This window comes from Thalassobacillus devorans, assembly GCF_011761345.1.
Lineage (GTDB): Bacteria > Bacillota > Bacilli > Bacillales > Halobacillaceae > Thalassobacillus > Thalassobacillus devorans.
In genome coordinates this window covers 460,176-481,056 of sequence record NZ_JAASRY010000002.1, presented here as the reverse complement: position 1 = coordinate 481,056, position 20,881 = coordinate 460,176, and the positions used below count along the sequence as shown (strand labels likewise).

The following is a 20,881-nucleotide window of genomic DNA, read 5'->3' as shown; positions in this document are numbered from 1 at the left end:
TCCTTTACTCTATTTTCGTTCAACTATAGATCAATTGTTTTTTGTTTAAACCGCCAAGGTTGTTATTTCCCAGCAAATATCCTCGTAATTCTTCATCGAATAAAACTTCTCTTATATGGTACAGTCCCACACGAGAAAGCCAGAATGAGACTTTTTCCAGATAGTTGGCTGACTGAAGGTAATATTGCATTAATGCCATTACCATCTCTCCAGCTTCTTCAACTGTTGTGACCACACAAAGTAAATTGATGGAACGTATGCTGGCCCCATTCTTCTCCCCAACATATAATTCCCAGCCCCTTTCTGCTCTGACAATATTGATATCCCTTGCATCATCGGCGGCTTTTGCGTGGACACAGTGAAAGACAGCAATTTTTGTAGGAGCTGGAATCTTTAAACGCTCTGTCTGTTCATCTAACACAGCAGCGAGTTGAATTGCCCGGCTTTTGTCACACGAACACCCGTAGCTATTGACGCTGGTTTGAACGGTACCGACACGATGCGTACCTAATTGCAGAACAGGCATGTCGAGTAAAACTCTTGCTTTATTCCACTCTTCTCTTTTCATACCATGGATATGAATTCGCTGGTCTGAAGAAAGAGCAAAACGAGCGTGGGGGTATGTGTCTGCCAGGTCAGCCAGTTTTCTTAGCTGGCGAGGATTAAGAACCCCGCCATATGTCTGTGGAATGATTGCATATTCTCCATCAGCCTGAACCAGCTCTCGTTCGCTATTGTCCGTATCGCTTGCTTGTTTTTGGCAGCTACCATCGGTAGAAGTCACATCCAGATGATAGGCAATAGCAGAACGGCAAATGGAACATCCCGTCTTTGTTTTCCAATTTAGAGTTTTTATAACTTCCTGTACTCCTTTAAGATGATCCCTTTGGATCGCATTCACTACCTCATCTTCTGCCAAGGTAGTACATGTACATAAAGACATGGATATCGCTTCTTCCTCGAACTGAGCACTATGGATATAGGTGAGCAGGTCGGACACCAAAGGTTTACACCCTCCACAGGAACTGGAAGCTTTTGTGCATGTTTTTACTTCCTCGCAAGTAGTAAGCGACTCTTTTTGAACAGCGTGGATAATATCACCTTTGGAAACATGATTGCAGGTGCAAATTTCAGCATCTGGTGATAATTCAGCTAGGAATGTATCATCTGAACCCGCAGTATCGAGTAACCGTGTCTTATCACGGTCGGACAACACTTTTTGTTTAATGATGGCATCTCTCAACTTTGGCCCGTCTTTTACATCTCCATAAAGAACCGCCCCGATTGCTTTATTCTTGCGAAACACTATTTTTTTATAAATACCTTCCATATCATTTCGATAATGAACAGTTTTCGTCGTATCATCTTCTTTAAAATCTCCTGCAGAAAAAACATCGACGCCGGATATTTTTAATTGAGTAGATAAAACAGAACCATGATAACCAGGTGTTGGATGATTGCAAAGGTGCTTAGCCAGCACTTTTCCCTGTTCATATAAAGGCTCTACCAGCCCATATACGCTTCCATCATGTTCTGCACACTCTCCAACTGCGTATATGTCCTGTTCCGTTGTTGTCATCCTGTCATCGACCAGGATGCCTCGATTCGTTTCAATTCCGGTTTCTTTCGCCAAATCAATATTAGGCCGGACACCGACAGCCATCACGACAAGGTCTGCTTCAACAGATGACCCATCGTCAAAACGAATGCCTGTGACATGTCCATTACCAAGTATCTCCTGGGAAGATTTTTTTAAGAGGAAATTCATCCCCTGCTTTTCCAAATCCTTTTGAAGCATAACGGAAGCTTCCGAATCCAACTGCCGATCCATCAAATAATCAGAGAGATGAACCACGTCCACTTCCATCCCAAGGTTCAATAACCCCCTTGCAGCCTCCAGCCCCAATAACCCTCCTCCAATTACTACTGCTTTATGATAGGATTGGGAAGCTTCTATCATTTGTCGGCAATCTTCCATGGTACGAAAAGCCAGGACACCCTGTTGATCAGCCCCCGGCAATGGCAGTATAAACGGCTTTGAACCGGTCGCTATAATGAGCTTGTCGTAATCCACCTTCCTGTTTTGGTCAGTAGCTACCTGTTTTTTTTCTTTATCAATCGCCGTCACTGTTTCACCAGTAAACAATCGGATTCCGTTTTTTTCATACCAGCTGCGGGAATGAAGCTCAATATCTTCGAAAGACGTTCCACCCTGAAGAACAGACGAGAGCATAATACGGCTGTAATTCACATGCGGTTCACTTCCAAAAATAGTAATTTCATACTTTTCCGAGTTTTCAGTAAGTATTTGTTGAATGCAATGCACTCCCGCCATTCCATTACCGATCAGAATCAATTTTTGTTTCTCCATAAATAACCTCCGACTGTAGAAAAAGTAAAGTTAAAATGTTTTTACTGAATATAGTAACTCACCCTATCATAAGAATTTTCCAGAAGTCCCATTATGTGTGAGAAAATCTATCAGAGAAAATTCAGAAAAACTCGGCTTATACTTTAATCCTTTAACAAAGTTAAACTTCGTTAAAGTAAAAAAACCCGGAGCCTCCAAAATTTGGAGACTCCGGGGTGCGTTCATTTTACAGTAGCAGGTAGGCAATTGGTGTGACAATGATAATGGTGAGAATGGTTCGTTCAATCCAGATGACAATCAGTTTCGGGATGCTGACAGGAATTTCCGTGGACAGGATGCATGGGATAAGCGCTGAGAAAAACAAAATAGCCGAGACCGATAATGTTCCAATGACAAACTTCGTGATTATCGGTGCTTCTGCTACAAGAAGCGCTGGCAGAAACATTTCCGCTATTTCAATCGCTGAAGCCTTAGCGGCTAGTAATGGTTCCGGAACTTGCATCAACAAGGTAAACGGGTAAAAAATGTAACCTAATATATCAAATACAGGGGTATATTCTGCCAACACTAACCCCAGCAGCCCTACGGACAGAATCGAAGGTAATATAGCCATGGTCATGATAAAACCGTCTTTAAGATTCATCCAAATATTTTTACCGATGGATGGCGATTGTGCCGCTGCCTCCATCGCCTGAGACCAGGCTGCTTTTATTCGATTCTTTTTTATCACTTCCTCTGGATTGCCTTTCCCGTCTATATAAGTATCACTGATTGTGTTCAATGGCCAGATACGAACGGTAATAGCAGTCACTAAAAAAGTGACAAACAATGTTACCCAGAAGTACGTATTCCATATTTCCATTAAGCCTAGCGTTTTAGCAACAACAATCATGAACGTAGCAGATACGGTAGAGAACCCAGTCGCAATGATGGTCGCCTCTTTGACCGTATACTTCCCTTCCTTAAAAACACGGTTGGTAATCAATAGTCCGATCGAATAGCTACCGACAAAAGAAGCAACTGCATCAATTGCTGAACGTCCAGGTGTTTTCCAAATCGGACGCATAATCGGCTGCAGCATAACACCGATGAACTCCAGCAGACCGTAGCCAACTAGCAAAGCAAGGAAAACTGCACCAATAGGAACAAGAAGTCCAACCGGGATTACCAACTTTTCAAACAAGAATGGCCCCATGCTTGGGTCGAACAGCCACCCAGGCCCAAAATTGAAAATAAGCATTACGGCCACGAGCACACCAAGGAGTTTAAAGAAGGATAATACCATATTGACGGCATCTTTATTCCAGGATTGATTATAAAATGGGTAAGCCGCTCCTAACACGATGACTAAAAGGGCGTAATAAGGTACTAAACTGCCGAATGATGTTTGGATGAAGGTAACGATATGATCGAGTGGTATGGATGAGGTGCCGTTGATGGTGATCGGGATAAAAAATGTAAATATACCAATCAAACTGAAAAGAAAGAATTTAAGTATAGTAGTTCCACTCGGAGAGTTTGGGGTCTCCTGGATATTCATATCCTTTTGAACGTTTTCCATGTATTCAACCTCCTGTTATTTGAATTATCAGAAAATAAAGAGTTGAAATAAAGAGCGAGTGAGGACCTCGCTCCATCCTTAACGTTTGCAGTATCCAGTTAAAAAAGAAAGCATCACATGGACAGCGCTTTTCACTGCCATGTCCCCAACATCCTTCCTAGGGTCGAGACAGACGATATCCATCGCTTTCACTTTTGGATGCTCACCGGCAAGCTGTACTGCTTCGAATAATTCTTCGGTATACATCCCTCCCGGTGTTGCTGCCGGGGCCGCCGGATTTTGAGTAATGTCTAGAACATCCATATCAACGGTCAGGTAAATCGTATCCACCTGACCCGATAAATGAGCAAGTGCGCTTGTCACGACAGCAGCCATTCCTTTTTTTCTCGCCTGCTTCATCGTCGTATAATGCAGCCCGACTTCATCAGCATAATCCTTCAGTTCCTTTGCATTGAAAAATCCATGCAGCCCGATATTATGGACATGCTTTCCTTCAATAGTTCTGCTTTCGATTAAATTACGGATTGGCGTACCATTGGCAGGTCCTAACTCACTCAAATCCCGTAAATCGAAATGGGTATCTAATTGCAGAATCCCCACCGTTTCTTCCGGATGAGCTTTTCTCCAACCTTTAACTAGCATAGCCGTAATTGAATGATCTCCCCCCATAGCAACAGGCAGCGTATTCGGATGATGTTTCCTCATGGCAGTCATCACTTCGCTGATCTGCTGATGGGTGTAAGCAATATCGATAACATGCTGCCTGACGTCCCCTAAGTCGACCGCTTTCAGTTGGGCAAGGTCGATACCTTCATCTAAGTTATAGGTACTGAAGGACTTCCAAACCTTTCGCATCGCATCCGGGTTCTCGCTGGCAGCGGATGTACTGATCGATGACTTGGAAAGTGGCACCCCTAAAATTGCGATATCAATAGAACTCCAATCAGGAGTTTCATCGCCAAGCGTCTCAATCCATTCGTGCACTTTAAGGTCAGCCCGCTTATCAGTTTGTTTCGTCCAAATCATCCCTGGCCTGTCAAGCATCGGATAAGGATAAGCCGTCATTGCAGCTGCCCTCCTACAACCAGCGGCTTGCCTGCTTTTACAACCGTGTCAACATGATTCATACCATATTGATAAGACAGCACAAGGTAATTCGGCACATCAAAAATAGTTACATCACCTTTTTTACCAGGCTCAAGGCTGCCGACTTCCCCTGCTGCTCCTATCGCATGAGCAGCATTGATAGTGGTTGCTGTTAATACTTCTTCCGGTGTCATTCCCATTTTCAGGCAACCCAGGTTCATAATGAATGGAAGCGAAATCGTCGGAGAAGACCCTGGATTTGCATCGGTCGATAAAGCGACAGCTACCCCGCCATCAATCATCTTTCTGGCATCAGCAAACTCTGCCATCAGGAAAAAAGCAGTACCTGGCAACAAGACACCTACGACATCTTTTTCCGCCATGTCCTTTATGCCCTGATCAGATGCTTTCAACAAATGATCGGCTGAAATCGCCCCTACCTGTGCGGCAAGTTCAGCCCCACCGTACGGCTCAATTTCATCAGCATGAATTTTCGGAATCAGCCCATGTTTATTTCCTGCTTCCAGAATCCGTTTCGATTGTTCCGGTGTAAAAACGCCGCGTTCACAAAATACATCATTAAAAACGGCCAGTTTCCGCCGTGCCACTTCCGGAATCATTTCGTTGATGACCCTGTCGACGAATGGCTCTGGATTATCTTTTTCATCCATCGGCACCGCATGGGCGCCCATAAAGGTGGAAACCACATCAATCGGATGGTCTTCATCCAACTGCTTTGCTACTTCTAATTGCTTCAGCTCATGTTCCAGCGCCAGACCGTAGCCACTTTTCGCTTCAACAGTAGTCACCCCATGCAGCAAAAACTGATCGAGCCGCTTCCTTGATTCTTCAAATAATTGTTTATGGCCGGCTGCCTGTGTGGCGCGCGTTGTTGCGTGAATACCACCTCCGGTCTGCATGATTTCCATATACGATTTGCCCTTCAACCGCATGGCATATTCATTTTCCCTTGTACCAGCATGGACAAGGTGCGTGTGTGGGTCAATCAACCCAGGTGTGACGACTTTCCCTGTAGCATCTATATGCGCCTCTGTACCGAGCAAGTCTTGATAATTTTGTCTGAGCTCTTTATCAGGAGCAATTGCCACAACTTTTCCATCTTCAACATAGACGGAGCCATTTTCAATGATTTCTAACTGTGACATCGCCTCTTGTTTCGCTGGCTGATCATTATGGCCGGCCATCGTAATCAATTGAGCTGCATTGGTAATCAATAATTTTTGTGTCATAAAGCTCTCCCTCCAGTTACTTTTTCATCATTGGTATATGAACGCCTTTTTCTTTCGCTGTCTTTTCCGCGAGCTCATAACCTGCGTCTACATGTCTTGCTATCCCCATTCCTGGATCTGTGGTCAGTACACGTTCCAGTCGCTTTTCTGCATCTTGTGTGCCATCAGCAACGATCACCATTCCCGCGTGCAGGGAATAACCCATTCCGACACCGCCGCCATGGTGGACACTGACCCAGCTGGCACCGCCGACACTGTTGATAAGTGCATTCAGAATGGGCCAATCAGCTACAGCATCACTGCCATCTTTCATCGCTTCTGTTTCCCGGTTTGGTGAAGCGACAGAACCGGAATCAAGATGATCCCTTCCGATGACGATTGGCGCCTTCAACTCCCCACTCGCCACCATATCATTGATGATTTTTCCGAATTTCGCCCGCTCTCCATAACCGAGCCAGCAAATCCGAGAAGGGAGACCCTGAAAGCTTATTTTCTCCTGTGCCATCCGGATCCAGTTGCACAAGTGTTCGTTATCACTGAATTCTTTTAAAATCACTTCATCGGTTTTGTAAATGTCCTCTGGGTCACCTGATAATGCTACCCAGCGAAAAGGCCCCTTTCCTTCACAGAATTGCGGGCGGATGTAAGCAGGTACAAACCCCGGAAAATCAAAGGCATTAGTAACTCCTTCGTCCTTTGCTACCTGGCGGATATTGTTACCATAATCAAATGTGACCGCGCCTTTCTCCTGCATAGCAAGCATAGCTTTGACATGAGCGGCAATACTCTGTTTTGAAAGCTTCATGTACCCTTTTGCGTTTTCTTTTCTTAAACGGGCAGCCTCATCCAGCTCCATGCCCATTGGAATGTATCCATTCAACGGGTCATGAGCGGAAGTCTGATCTGTGAGTACATCTGGAATGAAGCCTTTGGCTATCATCTCCGGTAAAATCTCAGAAGCATTACCGAGAAGTCCAATAGACAAGGATTTTCCCTCGGCACGAGCTTTCTCTGCCATCCGGATCGCTTCATCAAGTTTGTCAGTGGAAGTATCCAGGTACTTCGTATCGAGGCGTCGCTGAATACGATGCGGATCCACTTCGACAGCAATACAAACACCACCATTCAAGGTGACTGCCAGTGGCTGGGCACCACCCATGCCCCCGAGTCCGGCCGTCAAAGTAATTGTACCGGCCAGCTTTCCATCAAAATGCTGGCGGGCACACTCTGCAAATGTTTCATATGTTCCCTGGACAATTCCCTGGCTTCCAATATAAATCCAGCTTCCCGCCGTCATCTGACCGAACATCATTAACCCTTTTTGATCGAGTTCATGGAAGTGATTCCAATTCGCCCAGGCAGGTACTAAATTAGAGTTGGCAATCAACACTTTCGGGGCGTCCTTATGGGACCGGAATACCGCAACAGGCTTTCCGGACTGGATCAGTAATGTTTCATCTTCTTCCATCGTCTTTAATGACTCTACAATCGCATCGAAGCTCTCCCAGTTCCGTGCAGCTTTACCAATACCACCGTAAACAACCAGCTCATCAGGATTTTCTGCAACATCTGGATGCAGGTTGTTGCTCAGCATACGTAATGCCGCTTCCTGTATCCACCCTTTGGTATGCAGTTCTGTCCCCCGGTACTGCTTCACTCGTCCCGACTTCGTATCACTCATCTCATTCATCCCCTCCTGATTTTTCTTTAATTAAAGCTTAGCAAGGAGAGTAACAGGATAATAGATGACTAACTTTAGAATGATGATACTTTCTTATCAAAATGATAAACAAACAATATTAAACGCTTTCACAAAATAGCATTAATTTTAGATAAAGATAAAAATAACCACCCAAGGTCCTCCAGATATTGGAGGGATCCGGGGTGGTTTATACTTTTATGTTCCGATATTCTCTAGGGGTTTTACCAGTCACTTTTTTAAAAACACGGCTGAAATAATTAGGCTGATTGAAACCGACGGCACCAGCAATTTGCTGGATGTTTTCATCTGTAGATTCAAGTAACTCCTTCGCTTTCTGTATGCGTACCTGTAATAAAATTTCCCTGAAGGTCTGCCTATATTTTTTGGACAATAAATGACTGAAATAAGCCGGACTACGGTTGATATAACCAGCTACATCACCTAGCGACAGTGCCGGATCCATATAATTTTCTTCTATATAGGAAAGCGCCGCTTCGCCTGCATTTACAATCGCCCTTTCCGATTGATCCTCTAATGTATGAATCAGTTCATTGATAAAAAGTACAATCTCCTGGACGATCCTGTATAAGACCGGACCATATAAAATTTTGTCGAACACCTGTTTATAACGAATATCCCTGTCAGGCGAGTCCAGCCCTTTGCGGATCATGAATCTGCGCACCTGCGCGAGAATACTTGTCAGCCTGGTCCGGAGTAAGCCAGGATTGGGGTAAGGTGGTCTGAGGTCCAAAAACTCCTGATATAACCAGGATTTAATTTCCTCTGCCTGCCCTTCATCCAGATGATGGACCCAGAAACGTTGTTCATCCATTGTTAAAAACGGGTCCATGTCACGCCACAGATATTTTTCTTCATATCTCAACACTTGTTTATATCCAGTAAAAAAAGTAGCTTCCATTACCTTGCGCAGCTGTTGGTAAATACTATGTATCGATTGCCCATTATTCTTATCATGAACAGCGATAGCCACTGGCCCGCCATTGTTCCGTTCCCATTCGCTTAAAAAACGCCGGGCTTGCTGGAAAGGTTCTGGTATTTGCTCGTGAAAAACGAGTATAATTTGATCCGTCGTAGAAAAAAGCGAAGGAGTATTATAAAAATCGAATTGCGTGATAAAAGTTCGCAAGTCATTGAGCTGATTCCCATATTCTGGTCTTACCAAATATACCGGGTGTGGATAAAATAGGTCGCTTTCAATAAAGATATCTTCATAATTGATAGAATGCTGGTGTATTTTCGGGTGATTATCATACCCTTTAGCTGCCAGTTGACGGCATCCTTGCTGGATAGTACTTTTCAGGCGGGAAGGTGATAGTGGCTTTACTAAAAGGTCGACGGCACTGATTTCAATTGCCTGCATGGCACGTTCAAACGTCGGCTCTATGGTTATGGCAATAGTTAAACCAGAATGACGATTGATAAAAGCTTTTACCATTTCCCATTTTCCTTCAGGAATCATATCAAGTTCCATACATAATAAATCCGGCTGTTCATTTTCAAGTATATTCAATGTCTCCGCTAAGTCATTGGATTGCTTGATATCGGATATAGGAAAAGAATATTTCGATAGCAGCCATTCGATGCCGGAAAGTTCCTGGCGATCACGATCAGCAATTAACAACTGGTACATAAGCCACCCTCCTTGTCTTTAATTGTAACGTAAACACCCCTGGGCCTCCACATATTGGAGACCCAGGGGTGTGAAAATTAATGGTCGATTTCCCAGGAAATAATGTATCTTTTGTTTGGTTGTGTCACATAATTATTTATCTTCGACGACGATATAAGTCACTTTGATTGGTCCATGAACACCGACAATCAGGTTCATCTCAATGTCGGCACTATTGCTTGGCCCTGTGATGAAGCTTACACAGGATGAAACTTCGTGCCCTTGCTGATTCGCTTCATGGATATGTTTCGCTGCCTGAGTTATCCGAGGAACAATGGTGCTTTTTGGAATGATGGCAATATATGTCTTAGGCAGAAGGCTGATTGATCTTCCATTGCCTTTATTATTGAACAATGTCACAGTCCCGGACTCGGCTAAAGTCACATCACTGAATGTAATCCCAACATCTGCCCGTTCTGCGAATACTTGATTCTCTTTTCCTTTCGCAGCATCCCAAATGTGAACTTCCAACCCTTCAGCATCCAGTTGTTGATAAAGACTGTCCAGCTGATATTCGGGATTACGTTCATTATCAGCTGCAATAATCGCTTTCCCTTCATAACCTCTTATCGTCTCACACAAAACGCCATTTAACCCAGCTGCGTCCGTTTTTCGAAAATCGGTATGAATGACTTCACATTGTTTTTCAAGTATACTCACCAATTCTTCCTGTGTGGCCCCTTTAAATACTTCCCATTGAGGACGGACACTCCATTCCGGACGCTCTACCCCCTCAGTACGACGGCTTCTTCCAAGGTTCTCAGCTAAGTTATCCAGGAAAGATTCTCTATTTTGAATGGTCATCAGGATTCATCTCCCTTCTTACGGGATTTGTACCACGAACGGAATGACTGCTTGCTTGGCGCCGGGAAGTCACGGACATTTGTCCAGCCTTTCATCGGTCCCGGACCGTTTTCGATTTTTTCTTCTTTTGTCCATGGCTTTAATGCAGTACGAGCCATTTTTGTACTCATCTTATAAGCGGCCGGACTGGACCCCCATTTTGCAAAGCCCTTCATGGCTAGCTTCTCCCCTTTGGTGGCTTTGTTTTCCTTTTCCACGATGATTTGGCGATGCCTGATCAAATGTTCATGCAGGGGTATTTTCACTGGACACGCTTCCGTACAGGCTGCACATAAAGTCGAAGCATAAGGCAGCTCTTTATGGTCGTCATAACCATCAAGCAGTGGTGTCAATACCGCTCCGATCGGCCCAGGATAAATCGATCCATAGGAATGGCCACCGACATGGCGATACACTGGACAGGCATTGATACATGCGGCGCATCGGATACAATAAAGTGCAGATTGAAATTCTGTTCCCAAAATTTTCGATCGTCCGTTGTCAACAATGACAAGGTGAAATTCTTCCGGCCCGTCCACTTCGTCTTCCAAACGAGTGCCAGTCAACGAAGTGACATAACTGGTCAATTTTTGACCGACAGCCGACCTGGTCAATAAACTGACTAATACTTCCAGGTCTTCCCACGTCGGTACCAATCGCTCCATCCCCATAACAGTAATCTGCGTATCGGGTAGCGATGTGACCAGGCGGGCGTTCCCTTCATTGGTTACCAGTGTTACTGCGCCTGACTCCGCTACAGCAAAATTACAGCCCGTGATCCCTATATCCGCCGACAAAAAGTCTTTCCGCAATTGTTCCCGTGCGAATAATGCAAGCTCTTCCGGTTTATCTGTTTTATCATAGCCTTTTTTCGCAGCAAATGTCTCGCGAATCTGTTCTTTGTTTTTATGCAAGGCGGGTGTCACGATATGGGAAGGAGGATCTTCATCCAGCTGCAGAATCCACTCGCCTAGGTCTGTTTCGACTACCTCAGATCCCGCTTCTTCCAAAGCTTTGTTCAACCCGATTTCTTCCGTAACCATGGACTTTGATTTGACTACTTTCTTCCCGTTCTTTTTCTTAATGACATTCTGGATATATTCGTTCGCTTCTTCCGCTGTTTCCGCAAAGAAGACATTTCCGCCACGTTTCGAAACCTGATCGCTCAATTGCTGAAGATAGTAATCAAGGTTTTCCATCGTATGATTACGAATCTCTTCCCCAAGTGTTCTCCAGTCTTCCCAGTTGCCAAGCTCTTCTGCCGCCTTGAGACGCCCGCTGCGGAACCGGCCTTGCGCTGACGAGACCGCTCCTCGCATGAAGTCATTTTTGATGCCTTCCTGGATCCGGTGTTCAAACGAATTCGTGCCAATCCGAATACTCATAGAATCCCCTCCATTCTATTATTAATGGTTAAGTATATTAGTGATATGCAGTACTTTTACAGGCTGCCCGTTACGTGTCAGGCGACCACCGATATTCATCAGACAACCCATATCTCCGCCGACTAAGTATTCGGCTCCAGTTTCCGTCACATGCTCTGTTTTTTCTTGTACCATCTGTTCCGAAATCACTGGGTTCTTTACGGCAAACGTTCCACCGAATCCACAGCAGTCTTCTTTGACGGGAAGCTCGACAAACTCAAGCCCCTTCACATTTTCCAGTAATGTCATCGGAGCATCTTTAACACCCAATAACCTGGTCATATGACAGGAAGGATGGTAAGTGACTGTTCCTTTAAATTTAGAACCGATGTCGGTCACACCCATGACATCGACTAAAAACTGGGTCAGTTCATAGGATTTCCCTGCCAGGTCATTCGCCGCTTCTTCCCATTCCGGGTCTCCTTTGAAAATGTGCGGATATTCATGAAGCATCGCAACACATGACCCCGATGGGCCCACCACATACTCTGAATCTTTGAACGCCCGCATCATTTGTTTCATCGATTCTTTTGATTCTTTTAAATAACCACTGTTGTAAGCGGGCTGTCCACAGCATGTCTGCAATTCAGGAAAGTCCACTTCACAGCCCACTTTTTCTAATATTTCCACCGTATCTTTTCCGACATCGCTCGACATGATATCACACAAACATGTAATGAATAAGGATACTTTCATGCCAGTCACTCCCCTATGTTAAGTAAAAAACGAATCAATTTCGTAAACTTCCTTATTCCCCTGACAAAACAGGTCATCTGATGACTTATATAGTAGAAAACGCGGTATCACTTTATTCGATATAATCCGCCAATGCCTGCTCTACGCCTACGAGATGGTCCAGCATATGCCTTTGCGCCAGATCAGAATCTCTTTTCTTGATTGCTTTGAAAATTTGCCAATGCTCTTCTAACAGCCGGGCTGTACTTTTTTCAGAATGCAGCCAATGCCTGCGCGTTTCCCTCATCGTTTCTATCATGATTTCGGAAACACTGTTCATCAGGGTGATCAGCATTTGATTATCGGTCGCACGGGCTATTGCCATATGGAAAGCAAAATCAGCTTTCTCCCCAAGCTCCCCATTCCCTTTCGCTTGTTCCATTGCATGGAGTGCTTCAGCCATTGCCGATAGGTCTGCATCCTTATGTCTTTCGGCAGCAGATCTAACCGCCCCCGCCTCGAGAATCTTTCGTACTTCCAGCAGTTCTTTGACATCCTCGCGTTTCATGATAAGAGCTGCAGCAACCGGCAGTGAAAACCGTGAGGCGTCAAACTTTTTAATATACGTTCCTTCTCCCTGCCGCATTTCTACAAGCCCCATCGCCCGCATAGCACTGAGAGCTTCTCTGATCGCAGATCGGCCGACATCGAAGTTTTTCGCCAGCTGTTCGACCGAATCTAATTTATCACCAGGCTTCAGGTCGCCATTTTTCAACATGGCAACCAATGAATCTGCTACTTCTTCATATAATTTTCGTGCGCGTATCCGTTTATATTCCACTAGTTCTTCCTCCAACTGCTTAATACCTTCATTTTATATCGTACTCAAAAATCCATAATTATGGTCATCTGATGATCTGTTAACTAATTTTCATTCTAGACTTATGAACGACAAAAAACAAGCAACCTTTGAAAACGCTTTCCTTTTTCTATAGTTGAAGTCCTTGTTCGATGAAATCGGTAAATCACCGGAGGAGTTACTAATAAAAGAAGAATTCTCAATTAAATTGAATGCTATTCCTTTAGCATATACACGTTTAATAGAACCAAATTAAAAGGCCTGAGACTCTAATTATGGAGAGCCTCTGGCCTTTTTACTCTACGGTTTTAAAATTAATTTCCCCTTCGTCTGTCTACCTTGCAGCTTTCGGTGTACTTCCGCAGCATCTTCGAGAGAAAATACCCCGCCGATTTCTAATTTTATTTGACCCGCTTCAATATAAGCTAGTATTTCTTTTAAACTATCAAGGAACAGGTCCGGTTTTTTCATGATTTGTGGCAGGAAAAAGCCAGTAACTGTCTGATTTTTCGCCATCAAGCGGGATGGATAAAAGTGAGGCTCCTCTCCGCTTGCAACACCATAGATGACAAGTCTTCCAAAGGAGGCAAGACAATCAAGTGTCTTATGAAAAATGTCTCCTCCTGCCATTTCCAATGCGACATCCACACCTCTGCCATCATTCAGTTTGCGTACCTCTTTTTCCCATCCTTCTTTGGTATAATCGACAACCTCGTCTGCTCCGTATTCTTTCGCAAGCGCTCGTTTTTCTGCACTGCTTGCTGTGCCGATCACTTTTCCAGCACCGAAAAGCTTCGCCAGCTGAATGGCAAATAATCCGACGCCTCCAGCGGCAGCATGAATCAGAATCGTTTCTCCTTTCTCCAGCCGGCCCATCGTTTTGATAATATGATAGGCGCTCAACCCTTGGAGCGGGATGGCTGCAGCATGGTTTTCATCCACTCCATCCGGTATCGGAATAAGCCCGCGCTCATCAGCAACAGTGTATTCTGCATACCCGGTTGCCCGTTCATTCCCTACTAGAGTAACGACACGATCGCCTTCTTTATAACGCTGGACACCGGGTCCTACTTTTTCGATAACGCCCGCTACTTCTGAACCAGGTATATAGGGAAGATTGGTTTCAACTACATACTGGCCTTCCCGCCTTGCAGTATCAGCGTAATTGACGCCGATGGCTATTGTTTTTATTAATACTTCTTGTTCGCCAGGCTCTGGAGTTTCCATATCAATCAGTTCCAGTACTTCAGGCCCGCCGAATTCTTTGAATTGTATTGCTTTCATAATTACCTCCATATCCTCTATTACAGTTATAGCTCCCTTTAATTGTAAACCCAGTTTCAAGATAGTTTGGTCCGTTACCATGAAAGGTAAGGGATGGGCAGGGAAACCAGTTTTGTAAAACGGCCCCTTAAAAATGAATAACTAATCCCTTCAACTGGGAGCATATAAAGAATGTAAATTTTTTCTATCAACACGTGGCCTCATTGGGCGGTGTCTGCAAGTGTGATTTCGAGGACTTCCTATAGCAAGGGGAGTGGGGGAACGACGAGACTCCTGTGGGATATGCGGGTTAGATGAGACCCCACAGAGCGTCAGCTCGAGGAGGCTCATCACTCGCCCACGGAAAGCGAGTTGTTCCCCAACGACCCTTCCCCTCACACAATATCTCGAAATCAAGTCTTCGACTTTTCGGCCTATAATTGAATAGGCATCTTATATTTTTTATAGGGGCTATTGTTTCGCTTTGCTGACGGCTTCTTCCCGGATTTTCCGTCTCAGGATTTTACCGACATTCGTTTTTGGAAGTTCGCTTCTAAATTCTACCGATGAAGGCACTTTGTAGGCCGCCATATTGTCACGGCAATATGCGATTAGCTCCTCCTCTGTTGCTGATTTTCCATCTTTCAACACCACAACAACTTTCACGGTCTCCCCGCGATATTCATCCGGCACTCCAACCGCGACCGCCTCCTGTACCGATTCGTGTTCGTAAAGGATCTCTTCAATGTCACGCGGGTAGATATTAAAGCCGCCTGCTATGATTAAATCCTTTTTCCGATCGAGGATATATAAGTATCCTTCATCATCGACACGGGCGATGTCCCCAGTGTAAAGCCAGCCGTCACGAAGGGCGAGCGTTGTTTCTTCTGGCATGTTCCAATACCCTTTCATCACCTGAGGCCCCCGGACAATTACTTCCCCGGTTTCCCCTACCGGAACCTCGTCCATGCCGTTGCCGACATCGACAATTTTATAATCAGTCGAAGGTACACCAATTCCAACACTTCCCGGTTTTCGTTCGGTAAACATAGGATTGCAGTGAGTGACAGGAGCTGTTTCTGATAGGCCATATCCCTCATAAATACGACCGCCTGTTTTTGCTTCAAAACTTCTCATCAATTCCTGAGGCATCGGCGCGCTCCCGCTGTTACATACGCGGATACTGTCGATGCCATATTGCTCTGCCTTGGGATGACTGGTAATGGCAACATACATGGTCGGTACACCTGGGAAGTATGTTGGCTGTTCACGCTTGATTGTTTCCAATACTTCTTCCAGCTCAAACCTTGGCAGCAGAATCATACTCGAACCAGAATGAATCGCCTGATTCATACACACCGTCATCCCGAACACATGAAATAGAGGGATAACTGTTAGGTAACGTTCCTTTCCAGGTTCAATATCATCTTTAAAATATTCATGGGTCTGAATCACGTTAGCGACCAAATTTCGGTGAGTCAGCATCGCTCCTTTGGATCTGCCTGTTGTTCCTCCCGTATACTGAAGCGCAGCGACGTCTTCCGCAGGATTGATTGCTACTTGTTTTGGAGGACCTGGCGCGGTTTGCAGGAAAGTGGTGAATTCAATTTCATCGCTTACCGGTTCATACTTTTGAGCAAAGTCTACTACGATGACCTGTTTTACTTGGGTGTTTTCTTTGATTTTTTCTAAAACAGGTACCAGCGGACCATAAATCACAAGTGTTTCCGCTCCTGAATCCGTTAAAATATGCACTAATTCCCGTCCGACCAGCATCGGGTTGACCTGTGTGACAACAGCTCCCGCCTTTAAGGCTCCATAATAACTAAATGAGGACAGTTCGGCAGCATAATAGCAACCCGGTCACTTTTTTGTACTCCGCGATCCTGCAATGACGAGGCAAAAGCCGCCACTTGCATACTTAATTCTTTATAGCTGATCGTTTTGTTAAAAAAGGTGATTGCCGTGTTGTCGGGGAACTGTTCGACTGACTTTGTTAAAAACTCTGTAAGTGCTATGTCAGGAATATCAACTTCGCTCTTGATACGATCTGGATAATGCTTTTTCCATACCTTCTCCAATATGTAACCCCCTCCAATTCATTGTAAACGCTTACAAATAAATTTGTATATGCCTTCTTGCAGTTACTTCCAACTATATAACAATAGTTCAGAATATTCAATTAAAATAATTGGCACAATATACGCTAATCGCTCGTTTACTGAAACAACTTCCACAATTTAGACCGTAATTTGCACGATTAGGGATTTTCCTCGCACAATTAGCCGGCCAGGACGCACACTTACAGTTTTAAAGGAGATTATAAAGAAGCTGCAGGCACTTAAGGTAACCTGCAGCACGACTATGGGTTTAATTTTTTCGCTATTATTTTCAAATACAGCCGGTAGAAAGCGGAAAATGCCAGGAAAGCGAGCAGACTACCTGAGAATAGCGGTATGATAATCGGAAATACATAAAGACTGATATATAAAACAATTCCGCTTGTGACCGAAACTGCCAGAAACAACAGGGGACTGCCAACGGTAATGAAAAATGCCTGCCGCAACAGCCCACGGAGTTTCATATTATAGTGGGCACTGACCGAGAAGAAATTCACGGTAAAAATAAACAGTAAGATTCCCATCACGACGAACAGATTCATTATTACCTGGTTTCTGTCGGAAAAGTAATAGATATCAGCGAGCCAAACACCCCACAGCGCAACAAAAACGAAGCCTGCGAGCAAGCTCGTCATGTAATTTTCTTTATAATAACTGACATATTTCCGAGATTCCCTTTCCTCTTCTGCCTCGCGTACCCATTCCCGTGTTTTGGCGAACATCGCGGTAGTTGCCGGGAAAAACAACACGGGTACAAGTAAGATGAGCGGCACTGCTAAATAAAAGAGATCTTCTGTTTTTTCTACATATAACATGCTGATGAGAAGGAGGGCGATCGGTAAGTTGAAGACGACCCATTGTAAGTTGACGAGGGAAAATCGCATAATCCACTCACTTACAACATAGAGTCCTCCCATAAATCCTGATGGTTTCACCTGATCTCCTCCTTCAACACATCAACTTACGCCCACCACATATCTGCCGGCGGTTCCTCGATATTGACTGCTTTCAAATTTTTCACGGCTTGGTTGAACCCTTCGTTGATCGACATGATTGGGTCTTCATGCTCAATCGAGATGACATGGTCATACCCGTAGGTTCGAAGTGCACTTACAATATTAGACCATTCCTGGATGCCATGTCCATAACCGACAGACCGGAAGCTCCACGCCCTCGTCTGAACATCACCGTACGGCTGCATATCCGTAAGGCCATACATATTGACATTTTCCTGATCGATATACGTATCTTTGGCATGGAAATGATGGATAGCGCCAGCTTTTCCAAGAATTTTCACAGCGGCGACCGGATCGATTCCCTGCCACCACAGGTGACTCGGATCAAGGTTTGCACCGACGGCATCACTCGTCTCTTCACGGAGCTTCAGCATCGTATATGGTGTGTGCACAAGAAATCCGGCATGCAGTTCCAATCCGACCTTAACACCATGCTCTTCAGCAAACTTTCCTTGTTCCTTCCAATAAGGAATCAGCTTTTCCCTCCATTGCCATTCCAGAACATCAAAGTATTCGCCTGGCCATGGAGTGACAGGCCAGTTTGGAGTCTTATCTCCCTCTGCCCCTGCCGGTGTACCGGAAAATGTATTGACTACCGGCACGTCAAGCAGCTTCGCCAGCTTGACCGTTTTCACAAAAATATCGTGGGACTCTTTTGCGAAAGCCTCATCCGGAGATAACGGATTGCCATGACAGCTGAATGCGCTGATCGTCAAACCGCGGGAGTGAACCTTTTCCAGATACTCTTTACGCTTATCTTCGCTTTCCAAAAGCTCATCGACATTACAATGAGCATTGCCTGGATAGCCGCCGGTACCGATTTCGACCGCTTTCAATCCGGACTTTTTCACATGATCCAGCATATCTTCAAAACTCATATCAGAAAATAGCACGGTAAATACGCCTAATTTCATGGTACTCTCCTCCATCCTATTAAGTTAGCTTGATACTTGAACCAGTTTCACTGCTTAAATAGATCGCTTCCATCAGTTCCGTCACTTTCAATGACTGTTCCGGCTCGACGACCAATTGGGCATCGCCGTTACAGCTTTCGATGAAATTTTTCGCCTGCAGCACACCTGGATCTGTCTCTTCTTCCGGAACCTTGACCTTGCTGTCCCATACGGCTCCATACTTGGCCTGATAAAGCTCGAATGGATAAACATCAAGACCGCCATCAACGCCTGAAATGCTTAATGACGTTTTATCTTCCTTTATATTGGCTGCCCATGAGGTCTCGAACTGCATCGACATACCATTTTCAAATGTGATATAGGCGGTCACATGGTCATCGACATCAAACTTTTCATGATCAAATGGACCCCAGTCGTTGACTTGGCCCGGAACTTTGCTGAGTCGGTCATAAGTTTTTCCGATTACTTCGACTGGCTTTGGATTATCAAGCAGCCAAAGTGACAAATCGAGTAAATGACAGCCGAAATCAATCAGACTTCCGCCACCTTGCAATTCCTTATTCGTAAATACGCCCCACCCTGGCACTTTGCGTCGGCGAAGTGCCTGGACACGGGTTACCAATGGATCACCGATCTCCCCATTGGTCACGACCTCTTTTGCCAGCCGAGCTTCCGGTGTGTACCGATAATGATAAGCAATCGATAGCAGCCGGTCGTTTTTCTTTGCCGCTTCAAGCATGGCTGTTCCTTCCTCGGTTGTCATCGCCATCGGCTTTTCACACATCACATGGACCCCTGCTTCCAAAGCCGCAATAGAAATTTCGGCATGGAACTTGTTTGGCGTACAAATTGTGACGGCATCGACATAGTCAAACAGGTCGTGATAGTCATCTACTACATTTGGAATGCTAAATGCTTCAGCAACTTGCCTGGCGCGTGCCATATTTACATCTTGTACTGCAGTTAATTCAACCTCGTCTCGTAGTGATTGATAGGCAGGGATGTGCCGCTGTGTGGCAATCCCGCCTACTCCAATAATCCCCATTCTCAGTTTTTGCATCGGTGATCACTTCGCTAACCTGGTGATTTGTTTCGTTTCTCCTGATTCCACGGCTGCAAGGATGATTTCCAAAGATCGTTTACCTTCCTCGCCATCAATAAGCGGCTGCTTGTCTTCAACGATACTCTCAACAAAGTGATCAATCACACCGGTATTGGTTTGACCGCCTTCTTCATTAGACTGAATCTGACCAAGTTCATACTTCACCACTTCTCCGTTCGTATATTGGACCACCAATGAATAGTCAGGATCATCTTCCAGACGCAATGTCGCCTTTTCGCCATAGATGACGGTCGAATTATCTTCGTTTGCGTTATAGGCCCAGCTCGCTGTTAATGTACCTACAACCCCGGACTCGCTTCGCAAAATACAGACCGCATTGTCATCGACGGTCACATTTTCTTTGGCATTATTTTCTACAAATCCGGCTACTTCAACGAACTCTTCTCCAAGCAGATAACGAAGGAGATCAGCTTTATGTACTCCTAAATCCCCCATAGCACCGATGAACGCTTCACCTTTTTTAAAGAACCAGCTGTCCGCACCATCGACACTCCAGCCTTCAGGGCCCCCGTGGCCAAAAGTCGTACGGAAGCTGTAGATCTTTCCTGCTTCCCCTGATTCAATCAGTTTTCGGGCACGCTCATGAGAAGAAACAAACCGTTGGTTGTGAGCGATCATTAATTTCTTGCTATTTCGTTCCGCCGCTTCGATCATTTTCTCTGCTTCTTCACTGGATGTCGCCATCGGCTTTTCGCAAAGGACATGGCAGCCTGCTTCCAATGCTGCGATCGACACCGGTGCATGCAGGTAGTTCGGCAGACAGACACTGACTGCATCGATTTCTTCCTTTTCCAAAAGGTCTTCATAGTTCGTGTAGGATTGGGCGCCAAACGCCTCTGCTGTCACCATTGCCCGTTCTTCAACAATGTCACATACCGCGGTAATCTCTACATGTTCATTCGCTTCGAATTCAAGCAGGTGACGATTTTGTGCGATGCTTCCGCAACCGATAATTGCAACTTTCAATGTATCCATTTTTCCGCC

General features: G+C 45.0%; 15 protein-coding genes and 1 pseudogene. All 16 read right to left on the bottom strand.

The features are described 5' to 3' along the window. Positions 1–19: 19 nt before the first annotated feature. Positions 20–2,371 carry a nitrite reductase large subunit NirB gene (gene nirB / locus FHS45_RS09485; RefSeq protein ID WP_062441516.1) on the bottom strand — a complete coding sequence of 784 codons (2,352 nt, stop codon included), beginning with the start codon at positions 2,369–2,371 and terminating at the stop codon, positions 20–22. A gap of 226 nt (positions 2,372–2,597) precedes the next feature. After that, on the bottom strand, positions 2,598–3,911 hold the full coding sequence (locus tag FHS45_RS09480; RefSeq protein ID WP_062447500.1) for a YjiH family protein: 1,314 nt from the start codon (positions 3,909–3,911) through the stop codon (positions 2,598–2,600). A gap of 99 nt (positions 3,912–4,010) precedes the next feature. Further along, a complete protein-coding gene (locus FHS45_RS09475) occupies positions 4,011–4,997 on the bottom strand; it encodes an agmatinase family protein (protein WP_062441518.1) in 987 nt (328 codons plus the stop codon). Next, on the bottom strand, positions 4,994–6,268 hold the full coding sequence (gene hutI, locus FHS45_RS09470) for an imidazolonepropionase (RefSeq protein WP_062441521.1): 1,275 nt from the start codon (positions 6,266–6,268) through the stop codon (positions 4,994–4,996). Before hutI ends, FHS45_RS09475 begins: the two co-directional genes overlap by 4 nt. A 16-nt stretch (positions 6,269–6,284) precedes the next feature. Further along, positions 6,285–7,949, bottom strand: coding sequence for a urocanate hydratase (gene hutU / locus FHS45_RS09465; RefSeq protein WP_062441524.1), 1,665 nt, complete (start codon positions 7,947–7,949; stop codon positions 6,285–6,287). Between the two features lie 208 nt (positions 7,950–8,157). Then, positions 8,158–9,621 (bottom strand): helix-turn-helix domain-containing protein, encoded by a 1,464-nt coding sequence (locus FHS45_RS09460; protein WP_062441528.1) that lies wholly within the window; start codon positions 9,619–9,621, stop codon positions 8,158–8,160. A gap of 132 nt (positions 9,622–9,753) precedes the next feature. After that, a complete protein-coding gene (locus FHS45_RS09455) occupies positions 9,754–10,464 on the bottom strand; it encodes a LutC/YkgG family protein (protein ID WP_062441531.1) in 711 nt (236 codons plus the stop codon). Continuing rightward, entirely contained in the window at positions 10,464–11,888 is a 1,425-nt protein-coding gene (locus FHS45_RS09450) for a LutB/LldF family L-lactate oxidation iron-sulfur protein (RefSeq protein ID WP_062441533.1), read from the bottom strand. The genes FHS45_RS09455 and FHS45_RS09450 overlap by 1 nt, the downstream gene beginning before the upstream one ends. A gap of 21 nt (positions 11,889–11,909) precedes the next feature. Then, complete coding sequence (locus FHS45_RS09445) at positions 11,910–12,623, bottom strand: (Fe-S)-binding protein (RefSeq protein WP_062441535.1); 714 nt, start codon at positions 12,621–12,623, stop codon at positions 11,910–11,912. Positions 12,624–12,735: 112 nt separating this feature from the next. Next, complete coding sequence (locus tag FHS45_RS09440) at positions 12,736–13,443, bottom strand: FadR/GntR family transcriptional regulator (RefSeq protein ID WP_062441539.1); 708 nt, start codon at positions 13,441–13,443, stop codon at positions 12,736–12,738. A 318-nt stretch (positions 13,444–13,761) separates the two neighbouring features. Next, positions 13,762–14,745, bottom strand: coding sequence for a quinone oxidoreductase family protein (locus FHS45_RS09435; protein WP_062441542.1), 984 nt, complete (start codon positions 14,743–14,745; stop codon positions 13,762–13,764). 450 nt (positions 14,746–15,195) lie between these two features. Continuing rightward, positions 15,196–16,808 (bottom strand): annotated as a pseudogene (locus tag FHS45_RS09430) (long-chain-fatty-acid--CoA ligase). 278 nt (positions 16,809–17,086) lie between these two features. Continuing rightward, the gene (locus FHS45_RS09425) at positions 17,087–17,779 is read right to left on the bottom strand and encodes a YesL family protein (RefSeq protein ID WP_229717836.1); all 693 of its coding nucleotides are present in this window, start codon (positions 17,777–17,779) and stop codon (positions 17,087–17,089) included. Positions 17,780–17,805: 26 nt separating this feature from the next. Continuing rightward, positions 17,806–18,774: a sugar phosphate isomerase/epimerase family protein gene (locus FHS45_RS09420; protein ID WP_062441544.1), complete on the bottom strand. Its 969-nt coding sequence runs from the start codon at positions 18,772–18,774 to the stop codon at positions 17,806–17,808. A gap of 19 nt (positions 18,775–18,793) precedes the next feature. Beyond that, positions 18,794–19,834, bottom strand: coding sequence for a Gfo/Idh/MocA family protein (locus FHS45_RS09415; protein ID WP_062441548.1), 1,041 nt, complete (start codon positions 19,832–19,834; stop codon positions 18,794–18,796). A 6-nt stretch (positions 19,835–19,840) separates the two neighbouring features. Next, positions 19,841–20,872 carry a Gfo/Idh/MocA family protein gene (locus FHS45_RS09410; RefSeq protein WP_062441552.1) on the bottom strand — a complete coding sequence of 344 codons (1,032 nt, stop codon included), beginning with the start codon at positions 20,870–20,872 and terminating at the stop codon, positions 19,841–19,843. Positions 20,873–20,881: the final 9 nt, after the last annotated feature.

Coding starts and splice junctions, on each gene's coding strand:
- FHS45_RS09445 (WP_062441535.1), bottom strand. CDS start 12,623: ATGAAAGTATCCTTATTCATTACATGTTTGTGTGATATCATGTCGAGC.
- FHS45_RS09460 (WP_062441528.1), bottom strand. CDS start 9,621: ATGTACCAGTTGTTAATTGCTGATCGTGATCGCCAGGAACTTTCCGGC.
- FHS45_RS09410 (WP_062441552.1), bottom strand. CDS start 20,872: ATGGATACATTGAAAGTTGCAATTATCGGTTGCGGAAGCATCGCACAA.
- FHS45_RS09475 (WP_062441518.1), bottom strand. CDS start 4,997: ATGACGGCTTATCCTTATCCGATGCTTGACAGGCCAGGGATGATTTGG.
- hutI (WP_062441521.1), bottom strand. CDS start 6,268: ATGACACAAAAATTATTGATTACCAATGCAGCTCAATTGATTACGATG.
- FHS45_RS09420 (WP_062441544.1), bottom strand. CDS start 18,774: ATGAAATTAGGCGTATTTACCGTGCTATTTTCTGATATGAGTTTTGAA.
- FHS45_RS09480 (WP_062447500.1), bottom strand. CDS start 3,911: ATGAATATCCAGGAGACCCCAAACTCTCCGAGTGGAACTACTATACTT.
- FHS45_RS09455 (WP_062441531.1), bottom strand. CDS start 10,464: ATGACCATTCAAAATAGAGAATCTTTCCTGGATAACTTAGCTGAGAAC.
- FHS45_RS09450 (WP_062441533.1), bottom strand. CDS start 11,888: ATGAGTATTCGGATTGGCACGAATTCGTTTGAACACCGGATCCAGGAA.
- FHS45_RS09415 (WP_062441548.1), bottom strand. CDS start 19,834: ATGCAAAAACTGAGAATGGGGATTATTGGAGTAGGCGGGATTGCCACA.
- hutU (WP_062441524.1), bottom strand. CDS start 7,949: ATGAGTGATACGAAGTCGGGACGAGTGAAGCAGTACCGGGGGACAGAA.
- FHS45_RS09435 (WP_062441542.1), bottom strand. CDS start 14,745: ATGAAAGCAATACAATTCAAAGAATTCGGCGGGCCTGAAGTACTGGAA.
- nirB (WP_062441516.1), bottom strand. CDS start 2,371: ATGGAGAAACAAAAATTGATTCTGATCGGTAATGGAATGGCGGGAGTG.